We start from the raw sequence: 16,977 nt of genomic DNA, 5'->3' as shown, positions 1-16,977 counted from the left end.
CCATCAATGATAGGGCACATTGAATTTTGTGCATTATCTTTTATATTGAGCTGGTCTTTGTTTGATATTGCGCACTATACTGTGCTGTCAATCAACTTTATTCCATCACTTCTTGTTGTTAGGAAACGTCCATTATCATGTCTACTGTGTCATCAAACTATCGCTCATTCATAGCTTTACCACTGACGCTTGCGGTGTCAACTCTCCTTATCAGTGCTTGTAGTAATACATCAGCGGTGAAAAAGACGGGTGCGACTGGTAGCACAGCTTTGGTTAATAAGCATCCGGCCACCCAAGTGCAGTCGGCGGGAAATGCAGACTATTCGACAGCATTTTTGGATGCTGAGAGCTTGGATGAGCTTGCTGACTTGTTAGAAGCCACCGACATGACCATGGTTGAGGGCAACAAACTTGCCATTCAACAATATGGTGACTTGTGGAATCGCCTGCGTGCTGGGTATCGCATGAACGGTGGACAGCCGGTTTATAATCAGCGTATTGAAGCACAAAAAGGCTGGTTTACCAGTAGACAAGACTATCTAAACCGCTTAACGGCGCGCGCCAGTCGCTATATTTACCACACAGTACGAGAAGCTGAGCGTCGTAATATCCCAACCGAGCTGGCTTTGCTCCCTGTGATTGAGAGCTCGTATGATCCAAGTGGTACCAGTAGTGCGGCAGCAGCAGGCTTATGGCAGTTTATCCCGAGTACGGGGCGTATTTATGGTCTAAATCAAAGCAGCACTTACGATGGTCGCCGTGATGTGATTGAATCAACGCGTGCCGCTTATGACTTTTTGACAGCATTGCATAATCAGTTCGGTAGTTGGGAGCTGGCATTAGCGGCTTATAACGCTGGTCCTGGGCGTGTGCAAAAAGCCATTGATGCCAATAGAGCTCAAGGCTTACCTACTGACTATTGGTCACTTAGATTACCGACTGAAACCATGAACTATGTACCACGCTTTTTAGCGGTTGCCGAAATCGTTGCTAAGCCTGAGAAATATGGCGTCTATTTACCGGCTATCGCTAACCGTCAGCATTTCCGTAGTGTGCCTGTCAACTATGGCGTAAGCTTAGCCGAAGTATCGCAAGTGACGGGTGTTAGCTACGATGAGTTAGAAAGATTAAATACGGCGTTAACCTCAGCGCGTATCGACTCATCAGGTCCGCAGCGTATTATCATTCCTAATGATGTCAGTCTGACCACTGATGTGAAGCTGAGCGCTTTGAGGGGTAATGGCAGTAGTAATATTCTTGCCTCTAGCAATGCTGTTACGACGACTACGCCAAGTTATTCTGGGTCAACAACGCCAAGCTATAACAATAAGCCATATACTACCAGCTCATCATTGCCGGGTACTGGCAAGGGTCTTGCTGATTATGCTGCCAGTGCCAGCGTCCCGCAGCAAACCACCAGCTATATCCCGCCATCGTCATCAATGACCAGCAGCTCAGTTTATAGCAGCAGTGCCTCAGTGCGCACTGAACCACTATTGACGTCGGCAGAAACCAAAAAAATCAACGCTGAGCTGAAAAGTAGCAATAGCTTACCGACCACATCAGCGCAAATTACTCAGAACAATACCATCATTCAAGAGCCGCCATTAAGCAAAGCTGAGCGTGATTTTATTGCCAATCAAATTCGTATTAATACGCCTGAAACCAATGTTATTAACGCAGATGGTAATATCAATCTATCTGCCGTCCAGACGCAGCAGTCTATTTTGGAAGCATCTGGTCAAGAAAAGAAACTGAGCTTTCCAAAAACCTCAGTCAGCAAGCCAACACCTCAAGGTGTAAGAAGCACCTATACGGTCAAACGTGGTGATACGCTATCCAATATCGCCAGTCGTGCGGGTGTAAGCTGGCGCGATATTACCGAATGGAATCAGATAGATGTTAGTGCCAATCTCCTCTCTGGTAGTACCTTATATTTATACAATGCCAAAACCATTGAGCCATTGAGTGCTACTAGCAGCACTGTCGCGAGCCAGCCTGAAAGCTATGTAGTACAAGGCGGCGACACGCTTATAGGTACTGCCAATCGTTTTGGTTTATCAGTGACGCAGTTGGCAAGTTATAATAATTTGAGCAGCCGTGCTGACCTGTTAAGAGGTCAGAAACTATGGCTTATCCCAGGCAAAGTAACAGCGCCAGTCAGCACTCCTGCCGCGCCATCTACTAAACCGAAGAAGTCATCGACTGCGACCAAAAACTATAAAGTCAAAGCGGGTGATGGCTTGATCGCGCTTGCACGCCAATTTAATATAACGACTGAGACATTAGCCAGCCTCAATAATATTGGCACGACAGATTCATTATATGTCGGTCAAACATTGAAAGTACCTGCCAGTGTAGACTTTACTTCTAGCAGTGCGCCTACTCATACACCGAGCGCCACTAGTAGCAATAACACCACAACTAAAGCCAGCAGCTCAAGCTCAGGACCGACGACCAATTACAAAGTCAAATCAGGGGATACCTTGATTGGCATTGCCAATAGTGTTGGGGTTAGCGCAGAAGATATTGCTGCCGTAAACAGTAATTTTGATGCTAAGGCGCGTTTGCAACGTGGACAAACCATTAAAGTACCCGTATCAAAAGAATTGGTTGATCGTCAGCTGAATGATGAAGCAGTCAGCTATAAGATAAAATCAGGCGATACTTTGACTGGTGTTGCTCAGCGTTACAATATTGGCTTGGGAGATTTGGCAGCAGCCAATAATCTCAAGACCAGTTCTAACTTGATATTGGGTCGCACGATTACTATTCCTGCTAAAGGTAGTGTCAATGCTTCTGATAGTGCACCAGCTACCAGTAATAGTGGCAAAAAGTTAGGTAATACAGAAAGCTACAAAGTTCAGTCTGGCGATGGACTCATTGCTTTAGCACGACGCTTTGATGTTTCAGTTGAAGACTTGGCTGCTACTAATGATATGACGACCAAAGCCCAGTTACAGCGTGGTCAAACCATCAAAGTACCGAAACTAACGGTCAGCTATACAGTTGGCTCAGGAGACAGCTTGATTGGGCTGGCACGTAAATACGATGTTTCAACCAAAGAGCTTGCGGATATGAATAACATTGCAGTGGATACGATGCTGCAACGCGGTCAACGCTTAACGGTGCCTAACCGCTAATCTGTATATATTTGAATAAATGCTATTAATAAAAAAGCTGCTCTTATTTGAACTGACCCCCATAAGTTGGACACAATTTATGGGGTATTTTTATTGGGATATAAATATGTATAGGGTGTTGATTAGACCGTCGCAGTCTTTATCGTTTCAAGATAGCTTCTGATATTGCTCACATAATGCATGGCTTGACCATAGCGGCTGTTTGACGCTTTATTATCAGACAGGTAGGCATATATATTTGCCCAGCTTTTGTCGTCGATACCTTTAGCACTCAATTTACGCTGAATACCTTTAACAGCATTTGGTCCCATATTATAAGCAGCAAGCGCAAACCAAATACGATCTGTTTTTGGAACATCGGCAAAATCAGTTTTCATCTGCTCCAAGTAACGAGCACCGCCGCCGATACTTTGGTAAGGGTCAACACGGTCTGAGACGCCCATTGCCTTTGCGGTATTGTTGGTCAGCATCATAATGCCGCGTACACCGGTCGGAGAGACCGCATTGGCATCCAAGTGCGACTCTTGATAGCCCATGGCAACCAAAAGCTCCCAGTCGTGATTGTAGTTACGTGCTTGTTCTTCAAAGGAAGAGCGATAATCTGGCAGTTTTTCTGTCAGCGTGGTTTTGAAATGGTCTTGACTATAAGCATCTTTTAATAGGTCTTGATTATAAAAAGCGGCTAACTTTTGAGTGTTGTCAAGCTTGATGCTATCACATAAAAAATAGCTGGCTTTTTGTGACAATGGATCATTGGCAGAGTTGAATGTCCAGCTTACTTTCGGATGTAAGCCATTTTTGGTCAAACTGGCATCATAACCACAGCTGACATTAATAGAAGACAGGTTAAGTTGGCTTTTTAATTGAGTGCTGGCAGTAGTCAATGCCATGTCCGCATCGCCTGATTGTAAAGCTCTTAGCGCAGTTTTCTCATCTGCATAAGCTTTAAGAGTGACTTTTACCCCAAGCTCATCGGCATAGCTACGCACTAAGTCGTAACCAAAGCCATGTTGGAAGCCATCTGTCGCAAAATAGGTGCTATCACCTGGAACAGCAGCGATGGTCAAGGTTTTCTCCAGCATAACATGATCATAAGCTGGTACTTGCGTATTCATGGTCATCAGACTCTCAGCAGGGAGTGAGAGTAGGGCAATGCTTGATATTTGCGCCAATTTCTTAGTTTTGGCGAAACGAGTAACTTTAATAGATACAACAGCTGGAACGATGTTACTTTCGGTGTTTAGCAAGCGTTTAGATGGACGCAATATATATGAGATACGGCGTTTAGCCCCTCGCGCAGTTGCTTTCGCACGATAAGTAATTCGCGGCATGGGTGTCTCCTAATTTTAGCCATCCTACTTACCGTAAAAACACGCGCTCATTTATGCCAATATCTGCAGCATAAATATTTGTGCATTTTAAATGCTATAAAATTTACATACTTATTAAGCGTATAAATCTCATTGCATCTCGTTTAAATATAGCCGTACAGTCTAAGCTGGCAACCTAGGAGCAAAGGGTTTAAGAGCATAAAAAATCACTCTAAGACCTGATTGCTAAAAAAAAGGATGCACAACACCGCGAAGGCGCTAAATCAGATGATTCCTTGATCAATGATAGGCTTGGCTGTTGATTAAAACTATTTAAACGACACTAGAAAACATCGGTAAGGTCATGAATAAATTATTGGAAAAACATGGCGTGAGCAGGATATGCTCAAAAATTGTTACGCTGGTATGGATAATTAAATACTCTGAATATGTTGAGAGTAAATGGTCACTCATACCGTTTATCCAGCAATAAGGATAAGCAAGTTAATCTGTCTGGTGGATAAGACTGATCAATAAAAGCCAATGGTTAAAAAACCATCAAGCAGTTTGCTGTACCGCTACTGCGACACTAAAATAGAATAGAAAATATCACGCTACTCAAAAATGTATAAGCAGAAGTAATATTGCATTGATTGCTGTCTACAGCCCTATTAAAAAAGTAAAAATAATAGGATTGTAGACAGTGATCATCATTTTAGTGCCATAACCGGAAGCTGTAATAATAGGGAGTCTCATGACAAGACATTCTTTCTACAGATAGTAATATGCAGATATTCATCTGATTATTCAAGTGTGGTTAAGAAAATTGTGATAAAAATTAACAATAGCACTATAGACGGTAATGATTTAGCCTGTTTTATGTAGTGTAATTTCGATTTAGTCAATATAAGTTTGTTCTATTAATGATAAAAATAACAAGAAATCTATTTTTTACTGCTTAAGCAGGATTATTAATATCGATAAAAGTTACTGGCAAGTCAAATTGCTGAGCAATAATTCTACCTAATGCTTCAATCCCACCACGTTCTGTCGCGTGATGTCCGCAAGCAAAATAGTCAATTCCAAGCTCACGCGCAATGTGCGTAGTACGCTCTGATATTTCACCAGAAATAAACGCATCGCAGTCCATCAATGCTGCTTGCTCTATCATATCTTGTGCGCCGCCAGTACAGATACCAATCCGTTCAATTAACCTATTATTGGTATTGGTATTGGTATTGGTATTGGTATCGACCTTATAATCAGTGGCAATATGTAATGGCACGCGCCCCAGTGCTTGGGTAATCCGAGCGATAAGACTTTGAGGGCTCTGCGGTGTACAAATAGCAATATTGCCAACAGGGTGCATCTCAGCAGGATAAAGTGCCTCGATGATAGTCATGTCTAACGCCGCCGCCAATGTGGCATTGTTACCAATAACAGGGTGGGCATCGAGAGGTAGGTGATAGCCAATCAAAGAGATGCCATGCTGCATAAGCTTACGAATACGCTGACCCTTCATACCAGTTAATGGCGCAGGTTCACCTTTCCAAAAATAGCCATGATGCACCATAATCGCATCAGCATTCTCTGCAATGGCGGCATCAATCAAGGCTTCACATGCAGTCACACCAGTGACAATACGCTGAATAGGTCGTCCACCATCTACTTGTAGGCCATTCGGTGCATAGTCTTTAAAGGCAACAGCTGATAAGTAATCGTCGCAAAATTTGCTTAAAGCTTGTGCGGTAATCGTTGTATTTGATGATGTGGTGAAGATATCGTGCGCGCTCATGGCATTCCCTTGTAACGGTTTCAGTTAATAGTTGCAGTCGCTCAAGTGTTTATATAGTCGATTCCAAATAAAGTAGATACATCATGTTTTGACACGGCACTGGTATAAATTTTTCTGGCGTGCTGTGCCTGCGCAGACAGAGGCTGCAAAAAATTCATTCCAGTCCCGCTGTGTCGTTTTTATACTGGGCTTACTATACAAAATGGATTATTTTTCATAATAGCCATTTTAACATGATGTGGCAAAAGAATAGACAAGCTCAATAACTGAAACGGTACACGATGCACTACCATTGTATTATGAGGACAGCTATAATTTACACATGTGAAAGTGCCTTATATCAAGGCGTGCGCCTGATATGGCTTAATACCGGTTGTCTATGTGAAATTATAGAGGTTTTTATATGTCGTCATCCCCGAATGCCAATAACAAGGCTGGTCTATTAAGATGGTTACCTTGGATTTTACTGTTGGTGGTTACTGCCGCCTTTATTTGGCTATTTGCGAGTATGAAGACAGCATCGGAGGCAAAATGGGAGCCGCCAAGGACCACGCCTGCTGAGCAGCAAGCCTCTGAACCGGTATCAGACGCGTCAACACCTATTGCTTCTTATCATAATGGTGTGGCTCGTGCCTCGCAATCAGTCGTCAATATTTATACTACGCAGACGATGGCAGAACACCCTTATATGAATGATCCAGTTTTGCGCCGGTTTTTTGAATACCATGGTGGGCCGTCAGAAGAGCAGGGCAATACGAATCTGGGGTCAGGCGTTATCGTCTCAGAAGATGGCTATATCGTGACCAATGCGCATGTCATCGAAAAAGCCGATGAGATTACCGTTGCTTTTAATGATGGTCGTAAAAGCCGTGCGAAATTAATTGGCACAGACCCAGACAGTGATTTGGCGGTGATTAAAGTCGATATGACTGGTTTGACCCCTTTGGGCTTTCGTGAAAAACCAACGCTTGTAGGCGATGTGGCACTAGCGATTGGTAATCCATTTGGCGTCGGTCAAACCATTACCCAAGGCATTATTTCAGCGACCGGACGTACAGGGCTTGGCGTCAATAAGTTTGAAGACTTTATCCAAACCGATGCAGCTATCAATCCGGGTAACTCGGGCGGTGCATTAGTCGATGCACGCGGTGAGCTGATTGGTATTAATACGGCTATTTACTCACGCTCTGGTGGCTCTATGGGTATTGGCTTTGCCATTCCTACCGCTATCGTCGAGCAAGTGATGAATGCTCTGATCAAAGATGGCAAGGTCAGTCGTGGTTGGCTGGGTATTGAGATACAGTCACAGCTGAGAGATCCGACCCAGCTTGAAACGTCTACAGGCGTAGAAGTGCTCGACGTGGTTCCTAAGAGTCCAGCTGCCAAGAGCGGTCTGAAAGTGGGTGATATTGTTTTGACCATTGATGGGGTGGAGATGACCGATGCCAACACCTTGATTCAGTATGTCGCGCGTAAAGCTCCCAATACCACGCTGCAGGCTCAAATCTTACGTCAAGGTAAAAACGCACAAGTGAAGATATTGCTAGAGGAGCGTCCGGTCGAAGAGCCTGTCACCGTGCCCGTTGTGATCCAAGATGAGATGCTTGGAGGTGCTCAGCCGCCAAGCCTACAAGCTCCAGAACAAGACACCCCTATGATGTCAGAGGCAGAGCGTGACCGTATGCGTGAAGAGCTTTTATTACTGTTCGAAAGAGATGGTGCACCTTTATAATTAAGGTATTTTGCTAACTATTTAATATTTAGGATCAACAACAAAAAGCACGCTATAGTTGAAGTACTTTAAAGTCGCTACCGTATTGCTGGTGTAAATTTTTTGCAGCCTCTGTCTGCGTAGGCACCGCAAGCAAGAAAAATTTGCACCAGCAGTACGTGTTGTATCGATATTACTTTTCACCGACTATAGCAACTCATGATTGACATAAATCACGCCTTGCACTCTACAGCAGCATGGCAGGATTTCATCTTCTTCAATCATAGCAAGCGGTTCAAACGGATAATCTATAACATGTGAGCTGGCGATACGCTTGATTCGGCAGCTGCCACAATAGCCTTCCTTACATTGATAATTGATATCATGTCCGGTGCGCAGTAGTCCATCAAGCAGACTTTCGTCATCATGCAAGTAAAATTGCTTCTTACTCGTCATTACCCAAGTCATAGTGTTATCCTATTTATTTCCCTATCATTTGGTACTATCTAAAGGATACTCTTGCAAAAACGATTTTTTAAATGAAAACACACGTTCTATATAGTTGAGATACTTTAAAGTCGCTACAGTATTGCTGGTGTAAATTTTTTGCAGCCTCTGTCTGCGTAGGCACAGCAAGCAAGAAAAATTTGCACCAGCAATACGTGTTGTATCGATATTACTTTTCACCGACTATAGCTCAAAATCATCAAAGTCGCTGTCTGATAAATCTGAATCAATCTGACCGACCAAGTACGAGCTGATTTCAGTTTCTTGTGGGGCAACTTGTACGTTATCAGACGACAACCAGGTATTAATCCAAGGGATAGGGTTTGATTTAGATTTCGGAAAAGCCACTGGCAAGCCAACCGCTTCCATACGTAAATTGGTGATGTATTCGATGTATTGACAAAGAATATCTTTATTTAGACCAATCATTGAGCCGTCTTTGAACAAATAGCCTGCCCATTCTTTTTCTTGTTCAGCCGCTTTACGGAATATCTCAATGCTTTCTTCATAGCACTCTTTGGCGATGTCAACCATCTCTGGATCATCACGTCCGATGCGCATGAGGTTAAGAATATGCTGCGTACCCGTTAAATGTAGCGCCTCATCACGAGCAATGAGCTTGATAATCTTGGCATTACCTTCCATCAGCTTGCGTTCAGCAAAGGCAAACGAGCAAGCAAATGATACATAGAAGCGAATGGCTTCTAAGACGTTGACTGCCATCAAGCACAAGTAAAGTTGCTTTTTCAGCGATTTTAAATCAACGGTAATTTGCTTACCATTGATCGTATGCGTGCCTGCACCGTATAGGTTGTACAGCGATGAGCTGTAATATAAATCATCATAATACTTGGCGATGTCCGCGGCACGCCCTAAGATATGCTCGTTCTGCATGATGTCATCAAAGACGATAGCAGGGTCATTGATAATATTACGAATGATATGGGTGTAGCTGCGCGAGTGAATGGTCTCAGAAAACGTCCACGTCTCAATCCACGTCTCAAGCTCAGGAATCGATACCAGTGGCAACAATACCACGTTTGGGCTACGACCTTGGATAGAGTCGAGTAGGGTCTGATATTTTAGGTTACTGATAAAGATATGCTGCTCATGTGAGGACAGATTGCCATAGTCCATACGGTCACGTGACACATCGACTTCTTCTGGACGCCAAAAGAACGACAACTGCTTTTCAATCAACTGCTCAAAGATAGGGTGCTTTTGTTGGTCATAGCGCGCCACGTTGACCGGATTACCAAAAAACATCGGCTCTGTTAGCGCATTGTTTGGCGTTTGGGAAAAAATCGAGTAAGTCATGGGACTGCCTTTATAATGAATACAGTTATTAATCTAAAGTTTGAACTGCTGTTTCTAAAAATGCGGCTCTAAACTATCAGCAAACGCAGGTTATAAGTTTTCTAGTGATATTTGTGTCGGTGAGTTTCCATCATTCATATAGGCTTTAAATATCTCGCTAAGCTCGACATCATCTAAGCCTTCTAGCTCGTCGACGGCACTCTTGCGCAGTGTTTCCAAATCAACACTTTCCGTTGCTTTTTTCAGCGGTCTTTTAACCGTCTTTTTTGCGACCGGCTTTATGGATTCTTTTTTTGCTGTGGCATGACCACTTAGCTGCTGGCGAGCGTCTTCGATATCAACGGTGACTTGGACGATGTAGGACTGACCATCGTTTAGGTCTGAAAATACGTTAGGGATAAACAAACCACCGTCTTTGATGATTGCGGTATATTGCACGTCTATGACCTCCGTCATTTTTATTCTGTCTATGTGTTTCGGTTATAGCGCTTGACGCCTCTTATAATGATTGTCTTAACTTTCATCATGGCTGGCGTGTCGCAAGACTGTCATACACTTTGTTATTTTCTCTTTTGCCTACTGCTAGCACGTATACAACGACGACATCATCTTTGACGGTATACACCAGACGATATCCTATCGTGCGCAATTTAATTTTATAAGTATCATTATGACCTGATAACTGTGAAGCAGGCACATGAGGGTTTGACAATCGCTGCTGTAATTTTTTCTTAAACTGCTGCTGAATACTTGGCGCTATCTTTTTCCACTCTTTTAATGCTAAAGGATGAAACTCAAGATTATAAGTCATCCAACGTTACCTTTATAGGTATCTGCCCATCATTCAACCGTGCGCTAACCGTTTGGCTTAAAGCCATATCATCCATCGCTTCCATCATGCGCTCGAAGACGTCTGTTGAGACTAAGTAAGCCACGGGTTTATTGTGGTTTAAAATAGCAATGGATTCACCATCTGACTGTTTAATCAGTGCCGAAGGGTTGTTTTTCAGCTCTGAGATACTCGCTGTTTGTGTTGCAAATATTGGTTGCATGATTCATTCTCCGCTAATATTATGCTCTAAATATAGAGACAATATTAGCACGAAAATTAGGTCTTATTTGTTAATCTATTTACTTTAAATACTTTGAGTAACTAATTCGGACTTCCGCTTGTAACTGCATCGCCATCGACGTCAGCAGGACACTGATAAGAAATGTGCGAAAATGCAAATTCCCTTGTGCTCGGACGAAGCAGTGCTTAGTTATTTCCTCGCTCAAGAGCTAAAAAAGCTTGTTTGGGCATCGCTGTTTTTTCTTATCTAATATTGGCGTAGGCTGTGGCTTTAGCCCAGCAGCAACTTTGCAAAATTACAATGCTGGGTTAACAACCCAGCCTACAACAACTAAAAAGCCTTGCTAGGGCGTGGCTTATCTTTCTTAGTAAAATTATTATTTAAGTTAGGGTGCATTTAATGCGCCTTGTAGACTCTTTAATAGCATTGGTGCGCTGGGCGCACCCTACGATTACTAGTCAATTATGAATTGTGATATAGCTATGATAGAAGCGGCCAGACCAATTAGAAAAACAATCCAATGTTCTTTTAAAATTAGAGTCAAAGATTTTGGACTAAGTCCATACCTTTCACACCACTTTGAGTTGTTTTTTAAACTACCATCAAGAGTTCTTCCCAAAACATTTGCTAAAACATCAGCTTTTCGAAGTGTAGATTGATGTAGTTTTATAAAATCATTTTGCTCAAAAGCTTCAGCTTCTTCTTTTCCAGATAAGAAATCTTTTTCTGTAATTTTGTTTTTCTTCATCAACTTTGGAAGCCTTGGATGTCCAATATAAGCATTTCCATATAGTGAAACTAAAGCTCTAGATAGATCGAACTTATAGTTATCATCTAGACTATAAGGCTTACCACCTAAAACCTTATATCTATGTTCAATAGCTTGAAATCCATAATTTATATCCCTCATATTCCAATGAACCCAAGTATGTTTATCATTTTTTTTCATAAAATCAAAAAATTCTTTTAACATGCTTTTTTCAAGACTGTCATACTGCTTGGGAATATCAGAGTTATTTACTTTTTTAATTTCAGCAGCTTTATGTATGGAAAAAGAATGGGTTTGACCTGTATCGAAGTTTCTAACACAAATTGAAGTGATCCTTGGAGTCTTACCATCCTTGATATCATAGAAACTTTCACAAGAGTAATGAATAACTAAGGAATTACTCTCGTTCTTTGATAAATTTTTTAATTTATCTCTAGTTTTTACATAACGCTCATATTTTTTTATTGAATTCATTTAGATGTATACACGTTGAAGGATTGAAAAAAGGCAAGCAGCGGACTTAACCTAAAAGCCAAACCCGCCATCCGTCTGGAATTCTATTTAAAGAATTTCTCCTGCAAACTTAAATCTTACATGCACCACCAGCACAATCATCTTCCATATCCGCTTGGGCATCGTTCGCACCATCACGAGTATTATGGTAGTACAAGGTCTTCACACCCATTTTATACGCGTTTAGTAAATCCTTAAGCAATATCTTCATCGGTACACGGCCCCCTTCATAACGAACCGGATCGTAGTTGGTATTGGCAGAGATACTTTGATCGACGAACTTCTGCATGACAGCGACCAGCTTTAGGTAACCGTCATTGTTCGGCATTTGCCATAGTAGCTCGTACTGATCTTTTAGCTTATCAATCTCAGGCACGACTTGCTTTAAGATGCCATCTTTTGATGCTTTGATAGACACCAAACCGCGTGGTGGCTCGATACCGTTGGTCGCGTTGGCGATCTGACTAGAGGTCTCAGACGGCATCAAGGCAGTTAGGGTAGAGTTGCGTAGACCGTGAGTGGTAATCTCCGTACGTAGCGTTTCCCAATCTAAATGTAGCGGCTCTTGGCAGATTTTATCCAAGTCTTTCTTATAAGTATCAATCGGCAAGATACCTTGCGAGTACGTTGTCTCATTAAAGGCAGGGCACGCGCCTTGCTCTTTTGCCAATTTATTTGAGGCTTTTAAGAGATAGAATTGCAATGCTTCAAAGGTTTGATGGGTCAGACCAAGCGCGCTGTCATCTGAATAGCGTACGCCATTTTTGGCTAAGTAATACGCATAGTTAATCACACCAACGCCTAGCGTACGGCGACGCATGCTGCCGTTTTGAGCGGCTTTTACCGGATAGTCTTGATAATCGAGTAGGGCATCAAGCGCACGGACGATGAGTTCCGCTGGCTCTTCAATATCGCTAACGTGCTCGACTTTACCTAAGTTCACCGCTGATAACGTACAAAGCGCGATTTCGCCTGCTTCGTCATTGATGTTATCAAGTGGCTTAGTCGGTAGAGCGATTTCCATACATAGATTTGACTGACGAATTGGCGCAACCGTTGGATCAAATGGGCTATGAGTGTTGCAATGGTCGACGTTTTGGATATAGATACGACCGGTGCTGGCACGCTCTTGCATCATTAGGCTAAACAAATCTGCCGCTGGGATTTGACGGCTACGAATAGTAGGGTCATTTTCGTACTTGGTGTATAGCTCTTCGAACTTGTCTTGATCTTCAAAGAACGCATCATACAAGCCAGGGGTGTCACCTGGTGAGAATAGCGAGATGTCTTGACCTTTAATCAAACGAGTATACATGGTCTTATTTAATTGTACGCCGTAATCCATATGACGGACACGGTTGTCTTCGACGCCACGGTTGTTTTTCAGTACCAATAACGACTCAACTTCTAAATGCCATAATGGGTAAAATAACGTCGCAGCACCGCCACGGACGCCGCCTTGTGAGCAGCATTTAACAGCTGTCTGGAACAATTTATAGAATGGAATACAGCCTGTATGCTGTGCTTCGCCGCCACGGATAGGGCTACCAAGGGCGCGGATACGACCGGCATTGATGCCGATACCGGCACGCTGTGACACATAGCGTACAATGGCGCTGGTGGTGGCGTTGATTGAATCTAGGCTATCGCCACATTCAATCAATACGCACGAGCTGAACTGACGTGATGGCGTACGCACACCTGACATGATTGGCGTCGGTAGCGAGATTTTAAACTCTGAAGTCGCATCATAGAAGCGCTTCACATAGTCAAGACGCTCGGCTTTGTCATAGCTGGCAAACAGACACATACCAACCAGCATATATAAGAACTGCGGGCTCTCAAAGACAGTCTTAGAGACGCGGTCTTGTACGAGGTATTTACCTGCCATTTGCTCAACTGCCGCATAAGCAAGATTCATATCGCGCCAGTGATCGAGATACTCTTCTAACTCATCAAATTCAGCACGGCTATAATCAGCTAAGATATGTGCGTCATATTTACCTGCATCGGTGAGCTTTTTGACGTGATCATATAGGTGCGGCGGCGTGAATCTATTGTAGGCAATCTTACGCAAATGGAAGATCGCCAAACGTGCAGCCAAGTACTGATAATCAGGGGTCGTCTCAGAGATAAGGTCAGCAGCAGACTTGATGATGGTCTCATGAATATCACGAGTTTTGATACCTTCATAAAACTGAATGTGCGATTTTAGCTCAACTTGTGACACCGACACATTCTCTAAATTGTGAGCTGCCCACTCAATAACCTTGTGAATTTTATCTAAATCAATTGGCTCTAAACGTCCATCACGTTTGGTTACTTGGATTTTATCGATATGTGTCATGCTGACCTCGTAAGTTGATTGCTTGGTAATTATTTACTTAATGACTTATATTTACTTAATGACTTATTAGTGATGCTGCGCGGTATAGCATCGGCAGGCATGCTTTATAACGCTATATATCGTTGAAATACTTTAAAGTCGCTACCGTATTGCTGGTGTAAATTTTTTGCAGCCTCTGTCTGCGTAGGCACAGCAAGCAAGAAAAATTTGCACCAGCAGTACATGTTGTATCGATATTACTTTTCACCGACTATATATGCTCATGATAGCGTGTTTTTTTGAGGCAAAAGCTAGCCACGGCTCATGGTGATGGTTAAAGTCACTGAGCACTACATATAGCGTGTTTGTTAATAGGTGGACACAATATAGCGGGAAAATTTTGAAAATGCTATATTGATTTTAGAGTGAAACTATGTTGCTGAGGGCTTATGAGTTGTCCGAATTTTGGCAAAGGACGATGGCATAAGGGTTAGACGCAAATGAGCTTAATAATAAATTTTTTGTAAAAGTCTAATCACTCTTTGCTTTTTATTTTCTCGTAAATTATTGACTAATAAAATGGGTCATGACAATAAAAATGCGGGCGCAGATTGTACATCAAACCACAAAAAATCGCCACCCATATGAGTGACGATTGTCATTATCTTATATGAATTTGTGCTCATGACAGTAGGGTTCGATAGACGGAATTGAGATATCGCCAATCCAATCATAATTTACATCACAATGCGTACTGTCTCAGCCGCATCAAGTGACGCATACAGGGTATTTACTTGCTCAGCAGTCGTTAAGTATAAGTTCACTCGTATAGAATGAAAGCGTCCCGTTTTTGAGGGTTTAACTTGCATAGATGCTAAGTCAAAATCAGGAAACTGGCTGCCTAAAATGAGTTTGACTTCGTTCAATAGAGTCTCATGCTCACCTTCATTACCAATGATGCTCATCGGATAATTCATCGGAAAATCCCACAATTCGGGATTTTGAATGTCGGTCTTTTTGCCTTTTAATGCGCTTTTATTGGTTGACAGTTCAGTCACGTTGACCGATCTTTTATTCGCTGGTGCTTGGTTAGTGTCTTGATTGGTGCTGTCTTTTGGATCATCACTCATGATGTGAGCCTCACTTTTATAGGTAATTATTTGGTATGAAAAATTCTCTGGTATGTTATAAATTCAATTGGTAAAACACGGCATTAACAACCCCCCCCCCTCCCAAAAAATCTGAGACAGGCTCAGTGTTTTTATAAATGGTATTTTTGGATGGGTCAATCTATTAAAGCAGTGTCTTTATTCACTGTTTATAGTGGCATACGGGCGATTATTCAAGTTAAGTTTGAATTTAAGCAGTGGTGTATCTCTTAGTGATAAGCCAAACGATTACTGTAAGTAGCCATTTATAGGAGTGATATCAGGTGGGATATCTGTGTCTCCCAGTGCTTCTCGCAGGTTGATTTCGATAGTGCGTGATAATGCGGTAAGGGGTAGCTGGTTGGCCGCCAAGCCAAAAGGCTCTTCTAGCTCTTCACTAAGGGCATCCAGACCAAAAAAGGTATAAGCGATCACAGCGCAAATCAAAGGAGTCGCCCAGCCTAGTGTAGCTACCAAGCCAAAAGGTAGCATAAAGCAGTATAAATAGGTCGTGCGATGTACCAGTAGCATATAAGCAAACGGCAGCGGCGTATTATGAATGCGCTCGCAGGCCGCCAAGACAATCGTCATAGACGTCAGGCGTTCGTCCATATTTTGTACTATCTGCTCCGACACTAGCTGCTGACGCCGAATGTCACCAAGCTGCTTACCCATTAAGCGCATCAGATAATCGGGTACATTTTTCGCTTGGCGCATACTGTCATGATGCGTCGATTCCACAAAAGGCTCGATATCTTGCCAAGGTGAGGTACCACGCAGTCGATGGCGCACAGCGTGCGTAAAAGCAATAGTCAGGTAAATCATAGATCGCTGGGTATCATGCCCAGTCTCGGTGTCGTTGTCTATAAAAGAAAGCACTTGGCGGGTTAGGCTGCGAGAATCATATACCAGCTGACCCCATAGTCCCCGAGCTTCCCACCAACGTTGATAGCTCGCATTGTTCCGAAATCCGAGAAACAACGATAAAGCGATCCCTAGCAAGGTGAAAGTTGCCATACCATAATAGGGAAAAGAGTCGGGAAGCCAGTGCTGAATAATCGTTATAAAAGTGCTGAGAAAAGTGATAAGCAAAATTTGTGGATAGATTTTCGGAATGATGGAGCCACGAAGGGTAAAAAATATTTTGAGAGCGTTTGGTGTTTGCCGGACAATCATATTAGCTTCCTAGCGATGGGGTATATGAACGCACTATGAAATGTACCATGTGATTCTAATATAGAATCGAGATCTGTAAAGCCTAAAAAGTTATAAATTTATCGAGACCTATAGTCAGTGAAAAGTAATATCGATACAACACGTACTACTGGTGCAAATTTTTCTTGCTTGCTGTGCCTACGCAGACAG

13 protein-coding genes are annotated in these 16,977 nt (G+C 42.7%); 2 read left to right on the top strand and 11 right to left on the bottom strand.

Annotation, left to right across the window (positions count from 1 at the left end):
- Window positions 1-137 precede the first annotated feature (137 nt).
- On the top strand, window positions 138-3,143 hold the full coding sequence (locus PSYC_RS06605) for a LysM peptidoglycan-binding domain-containing protein (protein ID WP_011280545.1): 3,006 nt from the start codon (window positions 138-140) through the stop codon (window positions 3,141-3,143).
- 122 nt (window positions 3,144-3,265) lie between these two features.
- Here the strand turns inward: PSYC_RS06605 and PSYC_RS06600 are convergent, their stop codons facing one another.
- Together PSYC_RS06600 and PSYC_RS06595 are read right to left on the bottom strand one after the other, a co-directional pair.
- Window positions 3,266-4,474, bottom strand: coding sequence for a transglycosylase SLT domain-containing protein (locus tag PSYC_RS06600; protein WP_011280544.1), 1,209 nt, complete (start codon window positions 4,472-4,474; stop codon window positions 3,266-3,268).
- Window positions 4,475-5,411: 937 nt separating this feature from the next.
- On the bottom strand, window positions 5,412-6,248 hold the full coding sequence (locus PSYC_RS06595) for a Nif3-like dinuclear metal center hexameric protein (protein ID WP_011280543.1): 837 nt from the start codon (window positions 6,246-6,248) through the stop codon (window positions 5,412-5,414).
- 403 nt (window positions 6,249-6,651) lie between these two features.
- Here PSYC_RS06595 and PSYC_RS06590 point away from each other — a divergent pair, with 403 nt between their 5' ends.
- The gene (locus PSYC_RS06590; protein WP_011280542.1) at window positions 6,652-7,980 is read left to right on the top strand and encodes a S1C family serine protease; all 1,329 of its coding nucleotides are present in this window, start codon (window positions 6,652-6,654) and stop codon (window positions 7,978-7,980) included.
- Between the two features lie 186 nt (window positions 7,981-8,166).
- Here the strand turns inward: PSYC_RS06590 and yfaE are convergent, their stop codons facing one another.
- The 9 genes from yfaE to PSYC_RS06545 all read right to left on the bottom strand — a co-directional run bounded on the left by yfaE (window position 8,167) and on the right by PSYC_RS06545 (window position 16,788).
- Complete coding sequence (yfaE, locus tag PSYC_RS06585; RefSeq protein ID WP_011280541.1) at window positions 8,167-8,427, bottom strand: class I ribonucleotide reductase maintenance protein YfaE; 261 nt, start codon at window positions 8,425-8,427, stop codon at window positions 8,167-8,169.
- 222 nt (window positions 8,428-8,649) lie between these two features.
- A complete protein-coding gene (nrdB, locus tag PSYC_RS06580; protein ID WP_011280540.1) occupies window positions 8,650-9,783 on the bottom strand; it encodes a class Ia ribonucleoside-diphosphate reductase subunit beta in 1,134 nt (377 codons plus the stop codon).
- Window positions 9,784-9,873: 90 nt separating this feature from the next.
- On the bottom strand, window positions 9,874-10,221 hold the full coding sequence (locus PSYC_RS06575; protein WP_041758023.1) for a hypothetical protein: 348 nt from the start codon (window positions 10,219-10,221) through the stop codon (window positions 9,874-9,876).
- Window positions 10,222-10,306: 85 nt separating this feature from the next.
- Entirely contained in the window at window positions 10,307-10,594 is a 288-nt protein-coding gene (locus PSYC_RS06570) for a type II toxin-antitoxin system RelE family toxin (protein WP_011280538.1), read from the bottom strand.
- A complete protein-coding gene (locus tag PSYC_RS06565) occupies window positions 10,584-10,835 on the bottom strand; it encodes a type II toxin-antitoxin system Phd/YefM family antitoxin (RefSeq protein WP_011280537.1) in 252 nt (83 codons plus the stop codon). Before PSYC_RS06565 ends, PSYC_RS06570 begins: the two co-directional genes overlap by 11 nt.
- A gap of 475 nt (window positions 10,836-11,310) precedes the next feature.
- Window positions 11,311-12,099 (bottom strand): 3'-5' exonuclease, encoded by a 789-nt coding sequence (locus tag PSYC_RS06560; RefSeq protein ID WP_011280536.1) that lies wholly within the window; start codon window positions 12,097-12,099, stop codon window positions 11,311-11,313.
- Window positions 12,100-12,208: 109 nt separating this feature from the next.
- Window positions 12,209-14,485, bottom strand: a complete 2,277-nt coding sequence (gene nrdA, locus PSYC_RS06555) for a class 1a ribonucleoside-diphosphate reductase subunit alpha (RefSeq protein ID WP_011280535.1) — start codon at window positions 14,483-14,485, stop codon at window positions 12,209-12,211.
- Window positions 14,486-15,201: 716 nt separating this feature from the next.
- Entirely contained in the window at window positions 15,202-15,594 is a 393-nt protein-coding gene (locus PSYC_RS06550) for a YbeD family protein (protein WP_011280534.1), read from the bottom strand.
- A gap of 267 nt (window positions 15,595-15,861) precedes the next feature.
- The gene (locus PSYC_RS06545; protein WP_011280533.1) at window positions 15,862-16,788 is read right to left on the bottom strand and encodes a bestrophin family protein; all 927 of its coding nucleotides are present in this window, start codon (window positions 16,786-16,788) and stop codon (window positions 15,862-15,864) included.
- Between the last annotated feature and the right edge of the window lie 189 nt (window positions 16,789-16,977).

Origin of the sequence: Psychrobacter arcticus 273-4, from assembly GCF_000012305.1 — a bacterium.
Taxonomy (GTDB): Bacteria; Pseudomonadota; Gammaproteobacteria; order Pseudomonadales; family Moraxellaceae; genus Psychrobacter; species Psychrobacter arcticus.
Note: the sequence above shows the minus strand (reverse complement) of the source record. Positions and strands in the feature narration are given on the sequence as shown.